At 39.5% G+C, this 22,863-nt stretch carries 18 protein-coding genes and 1 pseudogene; 14 read left to right on the plus strand and 5 right to left on the minus strand.

Annotated features, from left to right (window positions below; translation table 11 throughout):
* Window positions 1-35: 35 nt before the first annotated feature.
* Window positions 36-770: a hypothetical protein gene (locus tag AB3N00_RS28985; protein ID WP_413037606.1), complete on the minus strand. Its 735-nt coding sequence runs from the start codon at window positions 768-770 to the stop codon at window positions 36-38.
* A gap of 2,132 nt (window positions 771-2,902) precedes the next feature.
* On the opposite strand from AB3N00_RS28985, the gene AB3N00_RS28990 reads away from it, so the two are divergent.
* From AB3N00_RS28990 to AB3N00_RS29025, 8 genes are all read left to right on the plus strand, one after another.
* Window positions 2,903-3,364: a hypothetical protein gene (locus AB3N00_RS28990; RefSeq protein ID WP_413037607.1), complete on the plus strand. Its 462-nt coding sequence runs from the start codon at window positions 2,903-2,905 to the stop codon at window positions 3,362-3,364.
* 134 nt (window positions 3,365-3,498) lie between these two features.
* Window positions 3,499-4,059, plus strand: coding sequence for a DUF6434 domain-containing protein (locus AB3N00_RS28995; RefSeq protein ID WP_413037608.1), 561 nt, complete (start codon window positions 3,499-3,501; stop codon window positions 4,057-4,059).
* A 49-nt stretch (window positions 4,060-4,108) separates the two neighbouring features.
* Entirely contained in the window at window positions 4,109-4,489 is a 381-nt protein-coding gene (locus AB3N00_RS29000; RefSeq protein ID WP_413037609.1) for a PadR family transcriptional regulator, read from the plus strand.
* A gap of 377 nt (window positions 4,490-4,866) precedes the next feature.
* Window positions 4,867-5,013 carry a hypothetical protein gene (locus AB3N00_RS29005; RefSeq protein ID WP_413037610.1) on the plus strand — a complete coding sequence of 49 codons (147 nt, stop codon included), beginning with the start codon at window positions 4,867-4,869 and terminating at the stop codon, window positions 5,011-5,013.
* Between the two features lie 448 nt (window positions 5,014-5,461).
* Window positions 5,462-6,127: a hypothetical protein gene (locus tag AB3N00_RS29010; protein WP_413037611.1), complete on the plus strand. Its 666-nt coding sequence runs from the start codon at window positions 5,462-5,464 to the stop codon at window positions 6,125-6,127.
* 61 nt (window positions 6,128-6,188) lie between these two features.
* A complete protein-coding gene (locus tag AB3N00_RS29015) occupies window positions 6,189-6,449 on the plus strand; it encodes a hypothetical protein (RefSeq protein ID WP_413037612.1) in 261 nt (86 codons plus the stop codon).
* Window positions 6,450-6,596: 147 nt separating this feature from the next.
* Entirely contained in the window at window positions 6,597-6,956 is a 360-nt protein-coding gene (locus AB3N00_RS29020) for a cyclic-phosphate processing receiver domain-containing protein (protein WP_413037613.1), read from the plus strand.
* Window positions 6,957-7,064: 108 nt separating this feature from the next.
* Window positions 7,065-7,589 (plus strand): pyruvate kinase, encoded by a 525-nt coding sequence (locus AB3N00_RS29025; protein ID WP_110757992.1) that lies wholly within the window; start codon window positions 7,065-7,067, stop codon window positions 7,587-7,589.
* A 280-nt stretch (window positions 7,590-7,869) separates the two neighbouring features.
* Here the strand turns inward: AB3N00_RS29025 and AB3N00_RS29030 are convergent, their stop codons facing one another.
* Window positions 7,870-10,530, minus strand: a complete 2,661-nt coding sequence (locus tag AB3N00_RS29030; protein ID WP_413037614.1) for a peptidase G2 autoproteolytic cleavage domain-containing protein — start codon at window positions 10,528-10,530, stop codon at window positions 7,870-7,872.
* A 505-nt stretch (window positions 10,531-11,035) separates the two neighbouring features.
* Between AB3N00_RS29030 and AB3N00_RS29035 the strand changes: the two genes are divergently transcribed.
* On the plus strand, window positions 11,036-11,635 hold the full coding sequence (locus tag AB3N00_RS29035) for a hypothetical protein (protein WP_413037615.1): 600 nt from the start codon (window positions 11,036-11,038) through the stop codon (window positions 11,633-11,635).
* A gap of 104 nt (window positions 11,636-11,739) precedes the next feature.
* Here the strand turns inward: AB3N00_RS29035 and AB3N00_RS29040 are convergent, their stop codons facing one another.
* Complete coding sequence (locus AB3N00_RS29040; protein ID WP_413037616.1) at window positions 11,740-12,444, minus strand: nuclease-related domain-containing protein; 705 nt, start codon at window positions 12,442-12,444, stop codon at window positions 11,740-11,742.
* A 649-nt stretch (window positions 12,445-13,093) separates the two neighbouring features.
* Between AB3N00_RS29040 and AB3N00_RS29045 the strand changes: the two genes are divergently transcribed.
* A complete protein-coding gene (locus tag AB3N00_RS29045; protein WP_413037635.1) occupies window positions 13,094-14,152 on the plus strand; it encodes a DUF1835 domain-containing protein in 1,059 nt (352 codons plus the stop codon).
* Between the two features lie 284 nt (window positions 14,153-14,436).
* Here the strand turns inward: AB3N00_RS29045 and AB3N00_RS29050 are convergent.
* A pseudogene (locus AB3N00_RS29050) lies at window positions 14,437-14,908 on the minus strand (transposase); the annotation flags it as partial.
* Window positions 14,909-15,095: 187 nt separating this feature from the next.
* Here AB3N00_RS29050 and AB3N00_RS29055 point away from each other — a divergent pair.
* Window positions 15,096-16,841, plus strand: coding sequence for a methyl-accepting chemotaxis protein (locus AB3N00_RS29055; protein ID WP_413037636.1), 1,746 nt, complete (start codon window positions 15,096-15,098; stop codon window positions 16,839-16,841).
* A gap of 1,864 nt (window positions 16,842-18,705) precedes the next feature.
* On the opposite strand, the gene AB3N00_RS29060 is transcribed toward AB3N00_RS29055, so the two are convergent.
* A complete protein-coding gene (locus AB3N00_RS29060) occupies window positions 18,706-19,764 on the minus strand; it encodes a hypothetical protein (RefSeq protein WP_413037617.1) in 1,059 nt (352 codons plus the stop codon).
* An 887-nt stretch (window positions 19,765-20,651) separates the two neighbouring features.
* On the opposite strand from AB3N00_RS29060, the gene AB3N00_RS29065 reads away from it, so the two are divergent.
* From AB3N00_RS29065 to AB3N00_RS29075, 3 genes are all read left to right on the plus strand, one after another.
* Entirely contained in the window at window positions 20,652-20,945 is a 294-nt protein-coding gene (locus AB3N00_RS29065; protein ID WP_413037618.1) for a YfzA family protein, read from the plus strand.
* A 319-nt stretch (window positions 20,946-21,264) separates the two neighbouring features.
* Entirely contained in the window at window positions 21,265-21,702 is a 438-nt protein-coding gene (locus tag AB3N00_RS29070) for a MarR family winged helix-turn-helix transcriptional regulator (protein ID WP_413037619.1), read from the plus strand.
* A complete protein-coding gene (locus AB3N00_RS29075; RefSeq protein WP_413037620.1) occupies window positions 21,689-22,717 on the plus strand; it encodes a beta-carotene 15,15'-monooxygenase in 1,029 nt (342 codons plus the stop codon). The genes AB3N00_RS29070 and AB3N00_RS29075 overlap by 14 nt, the downstream gene beginning before the upstream one ends.
* The last annotated feature ends 146 nt before the right edge of the window (window positions 22,718-22,863 follow it).

The raw sequence follows: 22,863 nt of genomic DNA on the forward strand, positions 1-22,863 counted from the left end.
TTCAAGATATAATCAACTGAACTCCATTTTTATCTTTATTGTGGAAGTTTAGCATCTACTGACTTTGTACCAGAGATAATATCAGAAACTAAGGCCTGTGCGTTGTTACTATAACTACTTAAACTCCCTGATGGTTGAATAGCCAAATCAATATATTTTTCATAGTTGTTATACAAATCAAAAGTTTCGTCATAAATAGCCTGATAATCTTGAGGAGGTAAAGCCAACTTTTTAATTGTATTACTTACTTCGCTTCTGGCCTTTTCTAAAGTCTCTAGATCACCTTGTTTCTCATAGTACTTTTCAGCAACTGCTACAGCTACGCTAAAATCGTTGACTTTAGAAAAATCATTGTCTTCCAATAGTTCACTATAATGGACCTCACCAATAATGGGGTTAATGGTAGCATTGCTTACGTTCAATGCTTCAGCAAATTCCTCTAAGTGAACTCCGTCTTGTATAGCTTGCAACCACAACTTAGAGTATGTCCCTATGAGTTGCTCTGCGACTGCTGATGATGAAATGATTTCAAGATTTATTGATTTAACACTTTCTACGTATTTTGATTTAGCTTGATCGACCTTACTTTTAGCATCCTCATTATTCGGTTCTTCATTTAATGCTTTCTCATATGCCTTGAATGCTTCTCCATACTGCTCATTACTAAACTTTTCATCACCTTCTGAAATATTTAGTTTGAAGGTTTCTGACGTACAGCCCGTCAGTAGTACGATAAGCACAAGAAGTGCAACAGAATATTTTAATTTCATTATTTGCTTTTCTCCCATATATCGGTATTAGTGTAACTAATGTTTTGCTTCTGCACTTGCTTGTTCTTCGATCACTTATTATTGATCCTGTGATTAAAAGATCCAATTATCAAATCCTGAATTAACCGCTTCATCAATTGTTTGTCCACTCATAATTCTACCTTATTGTGATTGCATTACACGGTAGAGAATTGTAGCGATTCTCAGCGCGGGTAATCGGCTGCTTCGGCATGAATTGACCAGCTGCGTTCACTGACATAAATCCCCGGATGGTGATGTCTGTCAGAACGGATGCTTCGAGTTAATCAAAGCCAGCCCAGAAGGCGTATACACCGTTTTTGTATTCGTCAGCGATTAAAATCGGCGTCCAGTCGCTATCGGAAGAATGTTCCGTTTTGCACTGGCCACACTCTTCTTGACGTCCTTGATTGCGCTAACAGTCTAAGAGATCTCTGCATCAGAATACCTACTCGTAGCTGGGTATGCTCATAACTCCCAGCGATTGAGGGCTTTGTTCGGATCGGTAGCCTGGTAGTTAGGAATATTGTAAGTGGAGTCTAGTTTGATTCGTTCCAGTAGGATGTCAAGTTCCTTCTTGGTTACGGTCTTACTTGGCTTGTACGTTCTTGATGATGCCTTGATCTGTCATGTCGCTGATGGCCTCAGTAGCCCAGGAGTATTTAACAGGGGACACATCCTCAAAAAATGCTGCTGAAGCAGGAAGAGTAGGTAGCAGCAAAGATGAAGATAGGAAAAGTTTAGATGTTTTTTTTCATTGTAAGTGCCTCCTCGATGTGTGTACATTATTATTTATCGGTTATAAGACACAAAAAAAAGAGAGCTTTCAGCGCTCAAATTGTAATATTGAAAATCCACGATGTTAACACCCAGCTATAGTTCCAGCGGAGCTCCAGATTACGTATGAAAACAACTTTTGAACTGTTATTTCTCAGAAATATACACCGTGTAGCTACACCCTAATACTTCACACAGTATGATACTTGGTTAATACTCGTGAGCCCGTATTTTCTCGTGAATATTCTCAAATATCCTCCATTATGTTTAAACGGTTTTTTATTTCAATCGTTTCTAAACTAAATAAAAATGGATATCTTTAAGGATAAGTTAGGGATCAAGGATTAGAATACCAATTAAATCTAAATGACACGGTATATTGCCTGCTCATAGCACTAGAGGCAGAAGAAGGAATTTTCATTGTCGTAACACAAACTGCAGATCCTTATAGTTATGTATTTCTTGTTCTTCATTAAAACCAATCAATCTATACGGATATTACTTAGGCGGCTAACTTGCTCAGTAATAATAATCGAAAGAAAGAAAAACCCTATAGGCACAATGAGTTGGAGAGAAGCTATCTCAGGATACGGATCATAATATTTGGTCTCAAAAGCCCAAATCCACGTGTTTAAAATATACGTGTTTGCACGTGGTATATCTTCTAATCCTGCCCCTCCGCGATGTTTTACCACCTACCTACCTGCTACTTCCCTCACTCTACATAACTTTCACTATCGATCGATACTCCACCTAGCTCATCCACTTCATCAAGCCAATATCCTATTATCTAGTTTCTATCATTTAATCTATTCCCACATATCTAGTCACTGATAACTCAAACAACATAAATTACACGCACCAAGTTACATTATTTACCAAACCATTCCCTTACCATTGTGACCGGTTTTCGCGAGCCAGCCACACCCCCATTCAATCAAAACTGCTACTTGATCCGTATATAGAAGTAGATTTGCATACCTGATATAGATCCGTACCTAGCCAAAGAATAAACACGGATCTAGTAACTAATCATGCGTCTAAGTCACTAAATGAGTTTTCTAGATCCAGACAACGTATGGGGTTGAAAAGGTGAGGCGAGGTAAGAAAGAAGAGGGGCATGATGCAGAGCGCGGAAGGTATAAGCGTGTAAACACGTAAGTTGAGGACACGTAGTTTATGGTATAATAAGGTTAGATGTTGGTGGCTGTTTGCTGGGCTGGTGGGTTGTTTGGGTTTCAACGTCCCCTACCCTACCGAGGTTGCTTGCATATGAAGAGTGATGAAGCACAGGTTCTGACAATAAATGAATCTAATGACCAAAGGAGTGTATGTTCGTGGGTGAAGACTTAGAAGAAAATAAAAGACAAATGTACTTGGTTAAAAGACTGGATAAAGCAGCGGTCCCAAACGAAGTGGAGGTCACTTTTGATCTTGCACGGCTCCAATTATTTCAGGGATCTGGAGAAATCAGATTGAAATTTAGTGAGGTTGAAAAACCTTCATTTTTATTCTTTATTTATATGGATAATGAACTTGTTATCGAAGAGATTTATTCTTATCGAAAGAGGATAGGACATGGCCGGATACTGCTTGAATCTCTGATCGATCTGATCCAAATTTATAACATACAGGTGGAAGACTACAATAAACACTCCAGCAACGTGAAGTTTAAACAAATTACAACAGTCACGGGGACCATGCGTGAGGGTGGGGGTATTACGCATGACGGACTGAAGACGTTTTATAGCAAATGTGGTTTTCTTAAAAATAACAGGCTACTGAAGGAACTGAACTAAAGATACCTTTGCTGTTTTTTGTGGAGTATCGTTGTTACATCCAATGAAATGCAAAGCCAGTTGTTTGGCTGATTCTGCAATACATAACTAGATTAGGCGAAGAGCAAGGAAATAAAAACGATGGAGTGTGCTGTATGAGACCTGATTTAACCAAAGATTTACGTGTAGAGCATTTTAAAGATTTTTATTGGTTAAAAGAAGAATTACAAACGTTTTGTCGAACACATGGTATACGGGCATCTGGCTCTAAAATGGAGATTTCAGAACGAGTTGAAACCTTTCTACGGACAGGGGAGATAGAGCTTCCTGCACGAAAGCCAAATGCACGTAAGAAGAGAGAACCTCAAGTTGAGTTAAGTTTGGATACCTTGATTACGGAGAACCATCACTGCAGTCAGCATGTAAGAGCGTTCTTTCAGACGGTCATCCCTAACTTTCATTTTTCAACTTTTATTCAGAACTACTTCAAAACTCATATCGGAAAGACATATCGTGATGCTGTAGATGCATGGGCCGAGGAAGCCGAGCGAAAGAAAGACCCTGCATATCAGAAAACGATTGCACCTCAATTTGAATATAATCAGTTCATTCGTGACTTTTTTGCTGACCCAAAAAATCAAGGCAAAACACGTGAAGACGCGATAAAAGCTTGGAATGAAACCAAGAGTCTACCTGGTAGCAATAAATATACCTAATGGCACAATAAAAACAAATGACTACTAATTATACTGGAGGTAATTACTCATGCGTGAAGCTGTTCCTAAAGTAGATAAGCTGTCTTCCCTTGGTTATGTCGTTAAGGTTCAACACGTTATCGATTTTTTAGTGCTCGCTGAGCTGCAGTCTGGACGACGGTTTGGTAAAGAACTTGATCAAGTGATTACCAAGACGTTAAAGGGTGTCGGCGTGAATGACTCCTACCTCTCTCAACGGCTTAAAAAGCTTGCTGAAAAAGGTCACGCCCATAGTTACTGGGATAGTGATAACCGCTACTACCGCTATTATGAGATTACGGAATCTGGGATGGAATACTTTAAACAATTGCAGCGAGATTTACCGGAGCGCGTCGCCCTGGCACAGCGGGTATATAAGGCATTTGACTCTACGTTGAAAAAATTCGAGTAAAGAGTACCAGCTGTATCTAACCAATAGTGATTAGTAAGCATTACCTTACCAGAAATAATGAAATCAAATAAGTCTGCCTTGTTGAGGCAGACTTATTTGTGCGATTAGTTATCTATAAGGAACATTGGGTTAGCATTAACAATGAAACGCATCTATTTGTTTTGCATCTATTCCAAAATAAGATGGGAAAGGTGATCCTGGTGGCCAAACATATCCTGCAACGGATGTTGGTCCAATAAATGTAGGATAGAACCACATTTGATTTCCATTACTAAGCCAAACATATGTCCACTTGTAGATACAACCAAACATACTCGGTGCATCAATTGCATAAGCTTGCGGTGGCTTTACAGGAATGTATGATGGAGGTTGTGTCGTTGGTGAAGCTCCTTGACCAGCTGATTGCTGAGGCATTTGTCCCGGAGAAGAACCAGGGATCATTGGGGTCACAGGCGTCGGATAATAACCGGGAAACTGACCCGGAACCATCGGTGGCTGACCGGTGGGAAACAATCCTGGAATAGGAAGCTGTCTGTGCATATTATGCAGAGCTAAACTATTCAAATAACAGTCATAACAATAAGGATAATAATGCATATCAATACCTCTTTTCAGATATTTTAGTCGTAAACCAACATTACTGAATCAATAGCCTTTATTGGTCGTTCAGCAATTTATCTCCTTACCCAATGATTTCCCTCAACAGTTACCCCAATTCTTAGTTAGGTTATGGTCAGCAGCCCAAATGTGTGAATGCCGAATCATAAAATGTAGTCGATTATGTCCTACACTTGTCGTCGGAAATTTAATGGCAACACTCTGAGATCCATTGTGAGACCTAACATATGATATTATTATCTAAGTAATAACATACGTTCTAAGAAATACTAGACTGGTTTAAGTGGATCATTACTTACCTGATGAGAATGGTACACTTCATTCTATATTGAATTTATGTGGATGAAAGGAAAGATGCGAATGGAACGGGATTACAAGGATATCGTAGCTGAATTGAAGAAAACCTTTCCTAAAGACACGGTGAAATTCCGAAGTGATAACCATAGACCGTATATCCCTAATCAGGTGTATACGGACCGGGTGGAGTCTGCTACAGAGAGCCGTTGGAACCTGGAGATTAAAGAGCTCGAGATTAATGTACCTCATCGATTCGTGAAATCGATCGTACAAGTGCAGATTGATGCTCATTTCCGAGATGGTTATGGGTTTGCCGTCATCCCTGGGGACCCTTCCAAAGAACCTAGTAATATTAACACCGCCGTAGATAAAGCGGTAAATGAGGCGTTTCTGACCGCCTTAGATAGTTACCAGATGGGGTGGAGGGACCTTGCACCTTATAAGATGAATGATTGGGCGGGGAACCCGGCTCTAAAGCATTTATTAGAGCAGGCTAGCCCTGGCGAACAAACGGTAGTGTCTCAGCCTCATATGAGGACTCACCGGCAGTGTTTGGTCTGCGGAAAAGCCCTTACCGAGGATGAATGGGATCTGCTGGGACAGGTACCTAACTTAAACCGAGACAAGATGACCTATTGCTTTGAACATTTACCTAATCACCTGAAACGTAAAATCGATAAAGCAGTACTTCAACAATTTGAGAAGAAAAATTCAGACGCATAAAACCGTAGAAGAATGTAACGTGAACGGGATAACGTAAAGTACATATAGGAGGGTATGACTTTTGCTGAAGAAGTTCCGCTTCTGGCTTTTCTTTCTCAGTTTGTTGATATGTGTTTATAACGCAACTGGATTAGACGATAAAAACTTACTTTTATTTCTCACCAGTCCACATCTCTTGTTGTTAGTAGATTACTCCCGTTATATTCGAGCCATCGGCAACGAAGAGATTCAAATGTTGATATGGTATGTGATTAACGTCATCGGTTGGTTTTTGATTGGCTGGCTTATCGATAGTTTAATTACAAAACTAAAACGAAAATGATTCGAAGGAAGCCGCAAAGAATGAGTAAGGTATCATTGTTAGGTTAGCAGAACATGGGGTATTTCTTCGGGCAGGATCCTAGATAGATATTTCTTGTTTATCTCAAGAAGCGAACTAGACAAAGTAGCCTAATATTGGAGGGAAATTATGACAAAGCAAATCAATCTTTATGTAGACGATCTCAGAGACTGTCCAGAAGGCTACATTGTGGCTCGTACATATGATGAAGCCATACATATTCTTCAAACAAGCGAGGTTAACATTCTCACCCTAGATCACGACTTAGGTGAGGATGTAGATGGAAATGAGTTGCATAACGGGTATGACCTAGTGAAGTACTTTTGCGAACATGGTTTGAGGGCTAATAAGATCTATATGCATACCGATAACCCAGTTGGACGTAAAAATATGTATGAAACTCTACTTGCTGCTCAGCGAAGAGGGTTTATTAATAAAGATATTGAGATTTATCATTATCCGATTACATTAAATAAGTACTCCGGTTAACTTAAGACTGATGATATTCTTTTTCGTACGAATCACACTGGATGGACATAAGGAATTAACGCATCAATAACTTCCCTCTTATCCACTCCAAAAATGAGGAGATAATAAATGATTGATATACAGAGATTATACGAGAAATACCTGACCTTAGAGATTCCCAATCCTTTCACATTAGAACAAATTCATAACCGGCTAACTGAAGCCTATTATGCTGAACAAGTAGATCTCAATGTCTTTTCAAGTTTAAGGTTTGATCCTGAAGCAGGCTTTGATCAAGCTCTTGCTGCGTATATTTTCAAAGATGAAAGAGGTATCCAGAAAATTTTAAAACTCAACAACGACGAGGAGATACACGAACCTTTCGAATTTGCCTGGATCATTAATTCAACACTTCAAGGTTTTTCTCACATGTTGGTTCTTGAAATCGATGTGCTTCGAGGAAAAATAGAGCAAGAGGAAATGTATTTAGGAAATCTTCATTTCGAGGAGTACTTAATTACGCTCTATTTGACGGGACACATTCAATTTGGAGATGACCTGTTCATTGACAAGTTGATGGCTCGTTTTCGGGAGGGTTACCGATTACGTTACTTTGGAATGCAAAATGGTGACGAGAAATATTTATATAAATAACTAAAGGTTGTTTTTAGATGCTCTTTCGTCAGAACGGAGGGGAAGGAGCCATCTTCTATACATGACTGTACAACAATTCACTCAACTTCTCGATAAGATTCTTCAAATGAGGAGCTCGAGATAGAGCCTTCCACCTAGACTATTTTTACCGTCACGATGGGGCATCTCGAGCTTAAAGAGAATTCTTATAGTAGGCCTTTACTCATTGGACTTTCTCAGTCACTTGGCGATATTATTAAATCACTATACAATTCCACAGATCATGAAGATCATGAAATCATCAATCTAAAATCTTCCGCTTTTCGTTTTGAAATTCTTCGTCTGTTATAAACCCTTGTTCATTCAATCTGGCGAGTTTTTCTAACTTGATTACAGGTTCAAGCTCACTTCTTGAAGGCTGGGAGTTTAGCATAATCAAAACTTGATGAGGTAACGTGCGTTTCATAACTCTGAATCCATGTTCTGTTGCTACGGCAATCCCTTCATCATTAGGAAGACAGTATCCTCCAGGCTGACAGGTACCATTGTCTCTAACTAGAATTTGACCTAATAAACCAATAGCTACCCACTCGGGGCGCTTCAGACGGGGAACATATTCTTGTGTTGGGTTCCAATCAGGGTTAACTTTTCTTTGCTTTTCAACGTAAGCAGGGGAGACAGGATTTCCTTCCTCATCTAATTTAGCAGGGATAGTCACATCTTCATAATAAGCTCTTCCCCACTCATCCGTCACAAACTTGCCTCTCCAATGCATTTCTTCACCGTTTCCAAGAACACTGGGTCTCGCACTAGACACACCTAAAATATACGAGTCATGACTGTTTGCCTTACGTATTTTTTCACTGGAATTATCAAATGTGACAAAGTATCCTACATCTATAGGGGTGCCGTCTACCGACTCAAACATTTCAGCGTAATCAGCACCTCCAGGAACAAAGGCACCATCTACAAACATATTCCCACTTGAAGCTAGCCATTTTGCTCCAATTCCACGTGTTGTCGGAGACGTTCCATTTCCAATAAACCACGAGAAAGCCTCTTCTGACGTTCCGTAACGTCCCATGACATGAGAGCCTGGATGGGCTGCAAGCGTAATACTATTTAGCCCTTCGGTATGGGAGGCAACCCCATTCGCTATAGTTGCTTGACCTTCGGCGTGGGATGCACTGCCTACGGCTTGTGTTCGAGTAAATCCCGTAATTGGTAATGAAACAGCTTCTCCTTCCGCATGAGAGGCAAAACCGCTAGCAATACTTGCAAATCCTTCTGCGTGAGCGGCTTGGTTGCTAGCAATCGAGGCATTACCTTCCGCATGCGCAAATGGACCACTTGCTTGTGTAGCGACTCCTTCGGTATGAGAACCGATCCCGCTTGCTATTGTACCTAATCCCTCGGCATGGGAACTATCTCCACCCGCGGTGTTTGGACTATCCCCTGAGAACGAACCTCCGCCCTCTACATGTGCAGCTCTCCCCGTAGCAGTATTACCGATGCCTTCGGCATGAGAGCTATTTCCAGCTGCAGTTGTATTATTCCCCTCAGCATGGGCATTCGCACCATTAATAGTAGTTTGCGTATTCAAGCCTTCGGTGTGTGAGTTTTCTCCAAGGGCTAGTGTAGCGTTACCCTCTGCATGAGAAAAACTACCGTTTGCCTCTGTCCCGGCACCTTCGGCATGAGAACTCGTACCATTGGTAACAGTGGATGTTCCTTCCGCATGCGAGTTATCACCATTCGCTGTTGTCAGAGATCCTTCCGCATGAGAAGAGTCCCCGTTTGCCGTTGTATTTTGTCCTTCCGAGTGAGAGCCGAAATTGCCACTTGCCGTTGTGCTAAACCCCTCGGCATGAGAAAAGCTGCCGCTTGCTTCGGAACCAGGGAAGAGAGTAACATCGTTAGTCCCCCCCTCGGCATGAGAGGCGAATCCACTTGCTCTGGTTTCTACACCTTCCGCATGAGAACTCGCACCACTTGCAATGGTTGCGTTTCCCTCAGCATGGGCATTCACACCCGTAACCGTAGTCTGCGTATTAAAACCTTCGGTGTGTGAGTTTTCTCCAACGGCTAGTGTCCCGTTTCCTTCCGCATGCGTGAAACTCCCATTTGCCTCTGTCCCAGCACCTTCGGCATGAGAACTCGTACCATTAGTAACAGTGGAAGTTCCTTCCGCATGCGAGTTATCACCATTCGCTGTTGTCAGAGATCCTTCCGCATGAGAAGAGTCCCCGTTTGCCGTTGTATTTTGTCCTTCCGAATGAGAGCCGAAATTGCCGCTTGCCGTTGTGCTAAACCCCTCCGCATGAGAGAAGCTGCCGCTTGCTTCGGATCCAGGAAACGAAGTCACATCAGACGTTCCGCCTTCGGCATGGGAAGCAAAACCACTCGCAGTCGTTCCCACTCCCTCCGCATGGCTACTCGCACCACTAGCCAAGTTAGGTGTGGGATTACCTAACTGATCTTCAGCACCGCCTTCCACGTGAGAAGCTCTGCCTGTAGCGCTATTCCCAACGCCCTGTGCATGAGATGCTTCTCCAATTGCACTATTCGAAATCCCTTCGACATGAGCTGCCACATTACTAGCAGACGTAAACTGCCCTTCACTATGAGAATTGATTCCACTCGCTGTAGTACCGTTTCCTTCAGCGTGAGCATATAAACCACTTGCAACGGAGAGATACCCTTCGGCATGAGACGCAGTCCCACTAGCTGTCGTTGAGGTTCCTTCGGCATGCGCCGTATCTGCAGAAGCTGTAGTAAGAAACCCCTCTGAGTGGGAAGCCGCACCATCAGCAGTCGTTGTATTTCCTTCGGCATGTGCGGTATCCGCATTGGTAATAGTCTGATAACCCTCCGCGTGTGAAGCAGAACCATTGGCAGTTGTGTTTGATCCTTCCGCCTCGGAGCACGGTCCAACCGCATTTTGATTACATTCATCTCCCATTCTAATTCACTCCTTTTTGGGTCGGGTGAAGATTTGAACGATTCGTACTACCCACACGTCGTCCAAATACTCCCCATATCGTATTAAAATATGATATTAGAACTGTAATGGTATGGACGGAAGATATAAAATCTGTTACGAAGGGAGAGAAATAATAGAAGCATTTCAATCTTTTTGAGAGAAGATGCAGGATGAATTATTTCAATGACTAGAGAGGCGTAAACTTTCTCAGGAGAAGATATTTAAGAATTTAATTTAGAGGTGACTATACGTGTAATGGGTATCTGATTAAGGCTCACATATCCTATTCCAGCATATTCCTTCCTACTTATAACTACTTGAAACTCAAAACAGATAATATTCTTAGTTAAATAGATCTCGTTTCCAATCTTTTGGAAAGAAACCTACCCGCTGCTCAATAGATTAATTTGAACCTTAGGAATATCTTAATACGCTTTGGGATATAAATAGAATTAACAATATACCAAACGAGGGAGTGTTCTTGATGGAGACACGTAAAGATAGTTGGGACGTTGAAGCAGATCTGTTGTTAGCCCAAACCGTACTACAACATATTGAAACGGGAAGCACCCAGTTAAAAGCTTTTGAGGAAGCTAGCGAAAAGTTAAATAGATCGAAAGCAGCGTGTGGATTCCGTTGGAATAGTTCCTTACGTAAACAGCACGAAAAAGATATTGAGGATGCAAAAAGAACCCGAAGTCAAAATAAAAGTGATGGCAATATCGTATCGATTAATAACTCGCATCCCGCTCCTGCAGGTAACTCTCAGAAAAAGAATACCAAAGAGAAGATATCTGTAGCTGAGAATATCGTTCATTCCATTGAGGTACCCAATCACTTGAATCAGGAGTTTTTAACTACGTTTAATGCGGTCATGGATCAGCTGGGTAACAATATAACCGCGTTAAGGCAGATGACTATCGAATTGGCCGAACGTCTTGAAGAGGCAAATGATCAGAATAAGAAGTTAAAAAATGATTATGCAAGTCTCCAAAATGAAATAATCAATGCTGTTGACATGAATGTTCTGATTAGACTCGCCGATAAGGTATCTAATAAAAATATAGGACAAATCACAGGTTAAATCGCCTGTAAGCTTAGTTGAATTGAAAAGAAGCCCAATACCAGTTAACTGGTATTGGGCTTCTCTCTATACTTTCAATATCTTTGATAATACCCACTGCAAGGTTAACTGTCTTTCTTTATTTTATTTATATGTTCCGCTCGTTTACTTGCATCTGTAATATTTGCATTTAGAAGAGATTCATAAATTTGTTGAACCTCCACATTATTTATTGGTACATTTTCAGTAGTCGTTTTAACTCGAATAATCTTTCGGTTTATGAATTCAGAAAGTTCAGTATCATAAACGATCAATTCATTTGATTCAATTTTACGGAGTTCTGGATCAATGCTAAAGCGGCAACGCATTGTAAAAGAAACGATTGAAATGAAAAAGAGGTCTGAGTATTCAACTAAAACATGTTCCAGAGCTTTGATATGGCCATAGTTTTGCTTCAAAGGGTTAAACATATTAAATCTATTGTTCACACGCCAATACTTATCTTTGCGTGTACCTTTAATTTCACCATTGTAGTTCTTGGTTTCAATAACGAATAGACCAAAAGGCGAAATAACAACATGATCTATCTGAGAGTACCCTGTTCTTGATTTGGGGTTAATGATCATAATATCGCTTATGTATTTTGTATCCTTGGGCAGCTGATCCAGCTGAATGTTTATTTTATGCTCCCCTAGATCCCCAATTCTAGAGGGATCAATTCTAGATTTTTTAGTAGCTGTTTGCGTAGTAGCAATATTCTTGGGTTTTGGAATTCTTTTAGCGGTATCATCATTTCGAAGCTTAAACCAGCTCTTTATTGTTTTGAACATGAAATCATCTCCTCAGCCTTTTTTATTATATCGGATGTTTGGTTTTACCAGCTTAGAATTGATTTCAATTCAGAGACAAGACTTGATACGATTCATCAGCGCAATAGAGCTGTGTCTTCTCAATTTTTCACGACTATCCTAGTAAAAGAATTAAGTTCTATAAGGAATCAGTAGTTGTTATTGCTTTTATGCAGTAGTTGCTTCCCAGTTATCCTGTCAACTAGTAGCATGCATAAGTCGCTATTCTCCTTAATCAACAGGATCATTTCTGATATGTTGTTAAGGTTCATAAACCGATTGCGTGACTAGAGAGGTTAATTGAAAATTCTATTTTGAAATGGGACAATAACTCAAGTAGGCTACGAATGGCTCAAGTTTATCAAACAATCGTAATTTCTGTCTGAATTAGATAATGGAGTCTTTAAGTATTGAAAGAGATGAGACAGATATGTATAGAAAAGATGAGAAACCCGGTCATCCTCATATTAGAACAAAATCGGAACGTAATGCACCAAACCATATGTGTTACAAGGACGTTTGTACCATGAGAATAGTATAAGAGCATAGTTCCGTGATGTAAGCTAATTGCCACTTGTAGACGGGAACGACGTAAACGGTATATATGAAGAGGAGGGAAGTTGATTTGAATATGAGTGATTTTCTAGCCATTAAAAGTGCAACCGAGAACTTAGAAGTAGGAGAATTAAAGCCCTATCTTCATTTTATTCTGGCTAAAATCAAGTTATTGAAGGAGAACGAGGGAGCGAGTGGAACGGTTGTCCAGGAACTGATTGAGCTGTATGACGAGTTGATGGACCTTCAGGAGAAAACGGCCTTCTGGTCGCCTGTACCGACTTGTACTCATGTCCATATCGTGATCGGGGATTCCTTTGCGGGCAGCATGAAACAGGCTCTTAGAGAACTCGGTGTCGAAGAAACGCACAAGCTTATATCGCTACGGGAGAATTACGCGATTGGACCGCTTAGTCTGGACTCATCGGAAGGACGTATGGAGCGTAGCAATTGGTTCCGTAACAACATCATCGGAGGATTTGAAGACTACGATGGATTCGAAAATGAGTATAATCAGCTTTTAGGTAAATTAGATCTCATTCCGAAAGATGCAGAGATCATTATTTGGACGAGTAACAATGCATGCGAGCAGGTAGGGATGCGACATGCGGTTCACTTACTTCGTGGCAAACCTAATGCTATTTCTGTCCATGATGCTTGTGCAATCTGTGAAGAGCTTTACAACCGGCCTGATGCTTTCATTACCTATAGGCACTCAGGAGAGCTTGCTTCTCAAAAACTGCGGGAAGCTGTCACCCGACTGGATAGTAAGAGAACATTGAATTCTGCTGAAATTCAACAGTTGGAACGAGAATGGAAAGATATCACGGAACAGTCAGAAAGTTTACGTATCTGGAGTGACAACGCTGTGCTTGAAGTTCCAGCAGATTATTACGATCAATACTTGCTAGAAAAACTGGACGATCTTAGGCCTCCCGCAGGCGATAAGGGTTTCTTAAAATCAGCTCGCCTAATTGGAGAGGTGCTCGGTTATTGTGAGCAGTATATCGGAGATTCTTATTTTGAATACCGCCTAAGAGATCTCATCTATGATGGAGTTCTTGAAATTAAAGGGGTGCCTGCAGGAATGCGATACTACAGTATCAGACGTAAACAAAAGAAAGTGGATCTTTAGTCTGCTTTTCTCTTTTCTAGACGAGGATGATGGAATAGATCTTTCCCTTTCTATCCGATGGACGCCACGTAAAGCATCTCTCATCCTGCTTCGGTTTCTTCAATTCCAAAAGCGGAGCAGGATAGTTTTTAATCAAAGTAGAGCGGATTATCACATGAGGGTGCCTGAATGTCTTTAAAAAGGTTAGGACTCTGAATGATAGTAACGAACTAAACTACAAAACATGCGGTTTTTTATCGCTTCTCTTTGTGCCGGATCAACTGTAAAGATCGTTGAACCAGTCACTCAACGATGCCTTGGAAAGATTTTGGTTGGAATTTGCTTCAAAGCGGCGAGGATTTTATTTCCCCAGGAAAACAAGGTCACATGTGTAATTCTTTATGCAGTATTTCAGCACACTTACGTAGGGAAAAGCCTTCAATCAATGAATCGAGCCCAAATATGTAGTCTGTGTGTGCGTTGGATAGGTATGTTCGTAAGGTCGTTAAACGTGTGACGGCAGGGCTTACAACGGGAACATTGACGTTTCACCTCCCTCAGTACGGGTTGTTACAACGTATTTACCGATCCAAACAACAGAATATCTTTCGCAATACGGACAAACAAGACCGTCTTTATGCTTCTGCCCTAGAATTTTATCTATTGCTCGTCATGGAGCCGAAATTCCCTTTGTTCGAGATCGCAAAAGGTAGATACGCTCCCGTATTCCGTTATCACCAGGCTATCCGTAAACCGTTTCAATTCCTCCAAACTCATGGTTAAATCATCTCCGGAACAATAATTTTAATCTAATTTTAGAATGAATGTTCGTTTAATCAAATATCAACATTAAGGACTAACATAGCCAAAAACTAATAAATAGTGTAGCCAAGTACGATATATAGATTAACACATCCATAAGAACCAGGATGGATCAGTTAACATGAAAAACGGGGGAATAGAAATGTTAGAGGAGTCGAATCAAAAACAGCGGAAAGGAAACATATTAAAAAATCTGAAAATGACAACCACAATGGTCATCATGATTACCATCAGTCTAATAGGCCTTGTCACAGTCTTTCTCATAGGAATGTTCAGTATGAACGAAGCTAAAAAGGGACAGGGGATTCTCTATAATGACCGTTTTCAGCACCAAACCAATATCCTTGAATTAAAAAGTAATTTCTATAACATGCGAGCTAATTACACCAAGGTTCTTGATAATGCAGAGTTTACGGAAAAGCAGTATGAGCAGGTTCAAAAAGGCAAAAAGAGTGTTACAGATGGCCTGAATGAGTTTTCCGCCAGAGCACTGGATACAAAAGAAAAAGAGATATTCACAGATTTGGCAGCAAAGATGGATACATATTTTCAAGATATTGAACAGATCATGGATGTCAAAAAGATCACGGGAACCTATGACAGCGAAGAAAGAGGGAGAATTAACACTAGCAGTACAGCCATTGTTGAGACTGTGACCCTGTTGAGTGATTACAATGAAGAACAGTCAGCAAATCTGTATGCTAATACTCATGAAGTGATTCAACAACGAGTAATGATATTGGGGACGGTTCTCTTACTATCACTCGTTGCTCTTATTAGTTTATCCTATGTAATGATTCGTAGCATTCATCAAAGAATGAAAGCGATAACTCTTTATTGTGAAGAGGTAACGCAAGGTGATTTAACGGCATCCATAGACCCATCTTTAACACAGGGGAACAACGAGATCAGTGTTATCGCACGTGCGATCCGCAAAATGACCAATTCGACTTCAAATGTGATCAATGGTGTGATTCATGAATCTCGCCACATCAACCAGATCAGTGATCTTACGAATCGAAACATGGCAGGTCTGAATGAACGGATTCGGGAAGTATCTGCAACAGTTGAAGAACTCTCAGCAGCGATGGAGGAGGCATCAGCCCACACTGAAAATATGAACCAGTCGGCTAATGAGATGCAGCAGGGCGCTGAATATATTACGACACAAACGCTTAAACAAGCGGAATATGCCTATATGACCAGCACTAAAGCTGAAAAGTTGAAGCAAGAGGCCCGTGAGTCGAGCCAAGCAGCCATGGACATTTATGAGAATTCTAGCAAAAAGATGACTGAAGCACTGAAACAGGCAACTGCTGTAGATCAGATTGGTATTCTTTCTCAGTCTATTTTGGATGTTACAGCACAAACTAATCTGCTTGCTCTGAATGCATCCATTGAAGCTGCTCGGGCTGGAGAAGCAGGAAGAGGATTCGCAGTTGTAGCAAACGAAATTCGAAAATTGGCGGATGACTCCAGACAGGCTGCAGATCAGATACAACATGTAACCGAGGAGGTCATGAGTTCTGTAACCAATCTATCATCCAACGCAAAAGAATTATTATCCTTTATGTTTGACCAGGTAGGAAAAGATTATAAATTATTGGAAAACACAGCGGAACAGTATTACAATGATACTCTCGAACACGCCAATGCAGTTAAAGATCTCAACGCAACATCGCAACAAGTAACTGCTAACATTAAGACACTTGTGGGATCCATTCATGAAATTGCATCAGCAAGTGAACAATCTGCAGCGTCTAGTCAGGAGATAGCCAGTCATATGGTAGCATCTACCGCACAATCTATGGAAGTAGTTCAACAATCGGATCAGGTGAAAGAGAGTGCATCAAACTTAGATAAACTGGTCCAAGAATTTAAAGTTTAGAAATATGAGCAGTAATAAACGTAACAAGCTATTTCTGAAAAACGAAAGTATACATCATTTTTAGAAGAAGAAGGGTTGTTGGAAAGTTCAAGGATTTGGAGCAGTTTAATTTGGACTTGGCAAAACGGTCGAGTACTTATAAAATCTAAAGTTCAATATGAAAGATCGCTACCGAACATAGTTCCAGTAGCGATCTTTTATATTGAATTTGTAACCAAAGTAATGAGATGAGAAGTGGTCCATTGAACAAATGTGTAAACATTTAATTCAATCAGCACACATCAAATAAAATCACGATTTCACTAAAAATTAAATTTGCTGACCGAGTAGTTGATATCATAGGAGAGCAGCTTTTCACTTCTCATTGGATGCGCCTTTACTTTTGAAGCAGAATAGTTCGTTTGTGCCGGTACGTTTCGTATCCGAGTTGCTGGGTCCCCCATAGACTACATGTTTCCTTTCTAGAGAAGATTGTAGATAAGTTGTTTTTATGTCTGAGTATTTTTACGTAACATAGGGGAAATAAATGGGGAGGTCAAGGAAGGACGTGTTAAAACATTGTAGGTGTTCCTGATCATTTCATGCGTTATTTTTAATAGTACTGCGGTATTCATTCGCAAACGACTAACACTGGATGAAATTTATTCAACGGTGTTATTTGCATTATTTATGGATTTACTCTGGGATAAGCATGCCTCTTTCCGATTCTATTTATGGGGTTACTTCAATGCTGAGAAAGTGGACTTTTTAGCACTATGGGTTATAATTGGAATTTATCCAGCGGTACAATACTGATAATTAATTGGTACCAACATTTCCTAACATGGTGGTCTAAGCTCATGTACATTATAATTTGTTCAACATTCTCGACAATATACGAGGGATTTGCCATTAGGTATGGAATAGTGTGGCACTCAAATGGCTGGAATCTATGGTGGTCATTTGTATTATATCCGTTTATATATTATATGCTAATTGTTCAATTATATGGATACCGTCAACTTAAAGCATATAACAACAGAAATTAAGCAGTCAAACAGCCAGGGATGTCCATAGGGCAAGAATATAGTCTCGATTCGTGTCGCTAGAAAAGCGACTCTTTTTGTATTAGTACAACACTTGCACTAACACTTTAATTATTGTGTACTTTATTAATTTACAATGCAGCGATTAGCTTCGGTTCGTTTCAAAAAGACTCGACAATCGGAAAATTGAAAATACAGAATGCCTGATTCCTATACGTGCTGTTTCAGAACACTTCCATTCAAAAGTGATCTGGGCTAGGATAAAGCAAGTATTACAATTACTCGTAGAGAGCGAGAGCTGTTGCTGCATGTTAATTCCCACACTTCCTTTGTTAACAACACGGCGATTAATCTTGATTTGCCTGTAAGAATCGATAACGTGTAACTTATGGCCAGCACGCGTTTTGTAGCCTTTTGCCGGAACAGCGCTGTGGTTCCAACAAGAACGAAAACAATTATTTCGATCGAACTCGAAATAAATATTCATACAGAGCGGCTGAAGCCTTGGAGGATGGATCAGGAGAGAGTAAACATTCTGAATAAGAAGATAAATGAAGGCACCGATCTCTCTAGCTATTCGCAAATTCGAAATACCTCAAACCTTATTTTATAGACACCTTACTTAACAAGATTATTCTGAGCAAAGGAATTCAAAATAGCGGCACCCTAACAAAAACAGCCTCATTACATGAGACTGTTTATCGATCTTTTGAAAGAACGCTATTTTCCTTTAACTCTTGCCTAATGTTTTAGCAAGTTGGCTGCAATTAGGCTTGCCTGGGTTCAGAATAATACCATTGTGGATAGCAATAGGAAAGATCTATCCATTTATAAAAGTACTATGAGTTTCCATTCACCTTAACTTTAACCTCAATGTACTTTTGAGGCACGGAATCCGATTTTTTCTCCGTCTTCACATGTTTACCTTTGAATTTCTCACCATTTTCACCGTATGCTTCTTTAACCGTTGGCCACATATACTTATCTGGCTTCACTCGCAACAACATGAACAAGGTATCAACGTTTTTCGGCTTCTTGATTTGCAGCTGGAAGGTACCGTCAGGTCCAACATTTGAGCGATCCGTATAACCAGTGACAATTTTATCAGGGATGTCTATGTTTACATTCACTTCGGTTCCTTCCACCAGATTACTTTTGCCCGTGACATAGTAGTTCTTATCGTCAAAAGTAACGGTCGGTTCAATCCATATCTCTGGGTTCCCCTGATCATCCGGTTTTTCACCTGTAGGAGCTTTTAGTTCAGCTTGAGTTTCCCCAGGTTTAATCTTGCCTATGGCACTTGCTTCATACTCGATCTTATCATTGGAAAGATACTGAAGTACGTATGAGCCCGTCATCTTCTCACCAAACTCACCCAGTACGTCTTGGACAGGCTCCTCCAGTTCAGCAGGCTTAATAAACACTTTAAGATTCAATGGTGCTTCAGTTATATCCGGACGTTCTAACTCAAGACGGTAACTGCCATCATTTTGTGTCAGTGATTGATCTCGATATCCAATCATTGTATAACCCTTTGCTGAGATTTGCCCCCGTATTTCGATCTCGGCTGGTAAATTACTGCTACCCTCCACGATGATCTTATTATCTTCAACCATAATTTCACCCTCAATCGATATATTGGGGTCCAGCTGATTTAAGCTATTAGAAGCGGAACCATCCACGATCTCGGTATCCGCAGCCTGCTCGGTGGCATCCGACTCCATAACTAAGGAGACTTCTTCCTTACTATCCTCAGTATCTTTCATATTCTTACTGGATTCTTGGGCCCCATCCGTTACTTCAACTTCCTCTTGTTTTACCGTTTCCTTTCCACTGCTACATCCCGCTAATACAAGCAATACAGACAGCAAGAGAATACCCCATCTGTTACGATTCATTTTTTAACTATCTCTCCTTTATCTAATAGTAGGAACCTGCTATAAGTAATATAACCTAACTTTTTACATGTTTCCAGATTGCCGGACATTTTCAACAGATGAGATATATTCTATGTTTTAATTCAAATTGGAGTAATGTATAACCTTTTTTTATCTAAGGTAATGTTTTGGATGTAGAAGAAAGTGACGAGAACACTAGAATCGGTCCATTTTGCGAAGAAATCTGTAGTAGTTAGCTATGGCTGTTCTGAATCAACACATAGATGGTACTACATGGCTATATATATATCATTCAGCTGACAGTGAACGGAGTTCATTAACTTACCTAAGTAGAAATGTTCAATATAACCTGCTGAAACATTGGAAAAAAGCAGTCATGTTAGAAAAAACGTAGGAATTTTTAAACTGAACAAAGAAAATCACACTTTTAATCGAAGTAGCGAAGGAATACATAAAGAGACGAGTAAAAAGATGAATTTGACACCTGTGTACATAGTGTGTATATACTATATATACACTATGTACACATTATCGGCATTGAGGAAGAATATTAGAGTTGTTATCGTATCCTTACCCGAGGGAGACGCGAGAATTTTGTTGTAGACATATGTTAATGAGTAACAGGAAATTACGATCTTATTTGAGAGTGGGGCGAGAAACGATTAGAGGAAAAGTTGGTGGAGTTGATTCCAAAAAGAAAGACGTCAAGTAGAAGATACAATGCCTAAGAATGGTGACTTAAATACTGATGTTACCTAATCTATTCAAAATACATACCGAAAATAAATCTTTTCTTAGATCAAGTAAACCCATTGCTACAAGTTGAATGACTTTATAGAATATAAGAACTTATTAAAATTGTAACTATAAAAAAGGAGAGTTTGACTATGAAAAACTCACAAAAAAAAGGTTTCTCGTTTCTTTCAAAAGGATGGGTGCTCACCCTTGGCGGATTTATTATTCTACAGTTGCTCTTTGTCGTTTTTGACGATTCGTCCTGGTCACCCTTTCAAGTGAGAGAAGGGGTGGTGTTAGAAAGGTTCTCTAATACAAGGCTTTTTACAGAATGGTTTACTCCATACCATACCAAGGAACTTAACTTATTTACGGCTATTTTCACTATAACTTTGCTTCCGGCTGCACTAGTAGGAGCTATCAAAGATTTCACTTCAAGAAAATGATTGGAGGGCTACCTATTTGTTGAAACAGAAGAAGGAATGAACTTTAAATTTATGACATTTATGCTATAAAGTCCTCACCGTTGTACATAAAAAGAAGAAAGTTGCTACATGGTCTGCTTTAGCAGGTGTCTGCTCGTTTGCAGTTGCTGGATTGATGTATTTATTAAGCTAACGGGCAGGTTAGTTGAACCAGAAACACAGTACTATCTGTGATTTGAAGAATTCACGCTATAATTTTGGAAGCACATAAAATTTATGCGTTGAAATTTAAGGAACCACCCTTTATTATTAAGTTATCTTAATAATAAAGGGTGGTTCCATGTTAGATCTTGTTGGAAAAATAAATAGTTTACAAACACAGTTGAATATACAATTAGCAAGTAAATACGAGAAGCATATTGATAATCAATTAACGGCCAAACAAGTGTTAGTATTAGAATTAATTCGATCTGGAGTTAATTCAACAAAAGCTTTGGCAGATAACTTAAGTGTATCAACGAGTGCAATCAGTCAATTATTAAACAAGCTCGAAGCTAATGCGTATATTATTAGGACAATAGACAAAGAAAATCGAAGAAAAATAAAACTCCAATTAGCTGAGAGAAGTGAAAAGTATTTCGATCAATTGATGTTACTGGAAAAAGAAATGAACGAAAAGCTATATGGGATGCTACCAATAGAAGATTTACAGCATTTAGCACGGATACTTGGAAAACTGACAAAGCTAGCTGGAGATGAGCAGAATGACTTGGATTGAGAAAGCAAAACCAATGTGGTTCATGATGCTGGTTTTGATTTTTAGTGGCAACTTTATGCTATATCAAACTACAATAGGTTCAAAGATATTATCCGAAAAAAACCATTTTATTGTTCTAGGCTCAATGTTAGATTTAATTATATTATTGCCTTTGTTCTTAATGCTATATCGAAACAAATTCACGCTTAAATCGGCCATTATCCTACCAGCATTAGGATGTATTTTAATTCGATTTCTTATACCAATTTCTTTGCTAGAGCCTTATGAAACGATTACTTTGATTGGCATTGTTTTAGAAGGTTGTATCATTTTTTTTGAGGTTCTTTTAATTATCACATTTGTTCGTTATATGCCGAAGATACTAACTGATGTAAAGAGAAGTAATCTCCCTGTTGTTTTTTCTTTCTCGCAAGCAGTGAGGCATTACGTACGAAACAATTCAATTATTCAAATAATTTGTTCTGAATTGCTTATGCTTTATTATGCATTCAGCAGTTGGAAAAATACTGCGCCAATAGGAATCACAATGTATAAAAAATCGAGTTTTATTGCATTCCAAATCATGTTGATGCACGCCATGATATTAGAAACATTAGGAGTACATTACTGGCTACATGAAATAGCTCCAATTTTATCAATTATTCTATTAGTGTTGAATATTTACACGGTTATTTTTTTCTTAGCGAACATACAAGCGTTGCGTTTAAATCCAATTCATTTCGCTAATGATTCATTTTATCTGCCATTAGGTTTAACAAAACGTGCAAAAATTGATCTTTCTAATATTGAGTTATTGATTGAGGATTCAACAATTTTAGAAAGTAAACTTTCAAAGGACACTATTGACTTCGTAATACGTGATTTTGAAAAGGTATGTCCAGATTTAATTTTAAAAATGAAGACTCCTCAAAAAGTAACACTTTTTATGGGGATTGAAAAAGAATATAACTATGTAGCAATTAAAACGGACGATCCTATTGAACTGAAAGAACTTATTAAAGCTAAAATGAACTAGAGTTTGTAAAGTGTTCGACTGATATTTGATGTTATATACCATTGGTAAGTAAACAAGCTGACTATTTTCATTCAACTAACGGGAAACTTTAGTTTAGTACAATACGTAAAGAGAATGCCGCAGCTCAGTTTCAGCCACCTAGACAT

Origin of the sequence: Paenibacillus xylanilyticus, from assembly GCF_047246825.1 — a bacterium.
Classification (GTDB): Bacteria; Bacillota; Bacilli; order Paenibacillales; family Paenibacillaceae; genus Paenibacillus; species Paenibacillus xylanilyticus_B.

Excerpts from the sequence above, each read along its gene's own strand:
- AB3N00_RS28985 (WP_413037606.1), bottom strand. The coding sequence starts at position 770 with ATGAAATTAAAATATTCTGTTGCACTTCTTGTGCTTATCGTACTACTG.
- AB3N00_RS28995 (WP_413037608.1), top strand. The coding sequence starts at position 3,499 with ATGAGACCTGATTTAACCAAAGATTTACGTGTAGAGCATTTTAAAGAT.
- AB3N00_RS29000 (WP_413037609.1), top strand. The coding sequence starts at position 4,109 with ATGCGTGAAGCTGTTCCTAAAGTAGATAAGCTGTCTTCCCTTGGTTAT.
- AB3N00_RS29010 (WP_413037611.1), top strand. The coding sequence starts at position 5,462 with ATGCGAATGGAACGGGATTACAAGGATATCGTAGCTGAATTGAAGAAA.
- AB3N00_RS29020 (WP_413037613.1), top strand. The coding sequence starts at position 6,597 with ATGACAAAGCAAATCAATCTTTATGTAGACGATCTCAGAGACTGTCCA.
- AB3N00_RS29025 (WP_110757992.1), top strand. The coding sequence starts at position 7,065 with ATGATTGATATACAGAGATTATACGAGAAATACCTGACCTTAGAGATT.
- AB3N00_RS29030 (WP_413037614.1), bottom strand. The coding sequence starts at position 10,530 with ATGGGAGATGAATGTAATCAAAATGCGGTTGGACCGTGCTCCGAGGCG.
- AB3N00_RS29035 (WP_413037615.1), top strand. The coding sequence starts at position 11,036 with ATGGAGACACGTAAAGATAGTTGGGACGTTGAAGCAGATCTGTTGTTA.
- AB3N00_RS29040 (WP_413037616.1), bottom strand. The coding sequence starts at position 12,444 with ATGTTCAAAACAATAAAGAGCTGGTTTAAGCTTCGAAATGATGATACC.
- AB3N00_RS29045 (WP_413037635.1), top strand. The coding sequence starts at position 13,094 with ATGAGTGATTTTCTAGCCATTAAAAGTGCAACCGAGAACTTAGAAGTA.
- AB3N00_RS29055 (WP_413037636.1), top strand. The coding sequence starts at position 15,096 with ATGTTAGAGGAGTCGAATCAAAAACAGCGGAAAGGAAACATATTAAAA.
- AB3N00_RS29060 (WP_413037617.1), bottom strand. The coding sequence starts at position 19,764 with ATGAATCGTAACAGATGGGGTATTCTCTTGCTGTCTGTATTGCTTGTA.
- AB3N00_RS29065 (WP_413037618.1), top strand. The coding sequence starts at position 20,652 with ATGAAAAACTCACAAAAAAAAGGTTTCTCGTTTCTTTCAAAAGGATGG.
- AB3N00_RS29070 (WP_413037619.1), top strand. The coding sequence starts at position 21,265 with ATGTTAGATCTTGTTGGAAAAATAAATAGTTTACAAACACAGTTGAAT.
- AB3N00_RS29075 (WP_413037620.1), top strand. The coding sequence starts at position 21,689 with ATGACTTGGATTGAGAAAGCAAAACCAATGTGGTTCATGATGCTGGTT.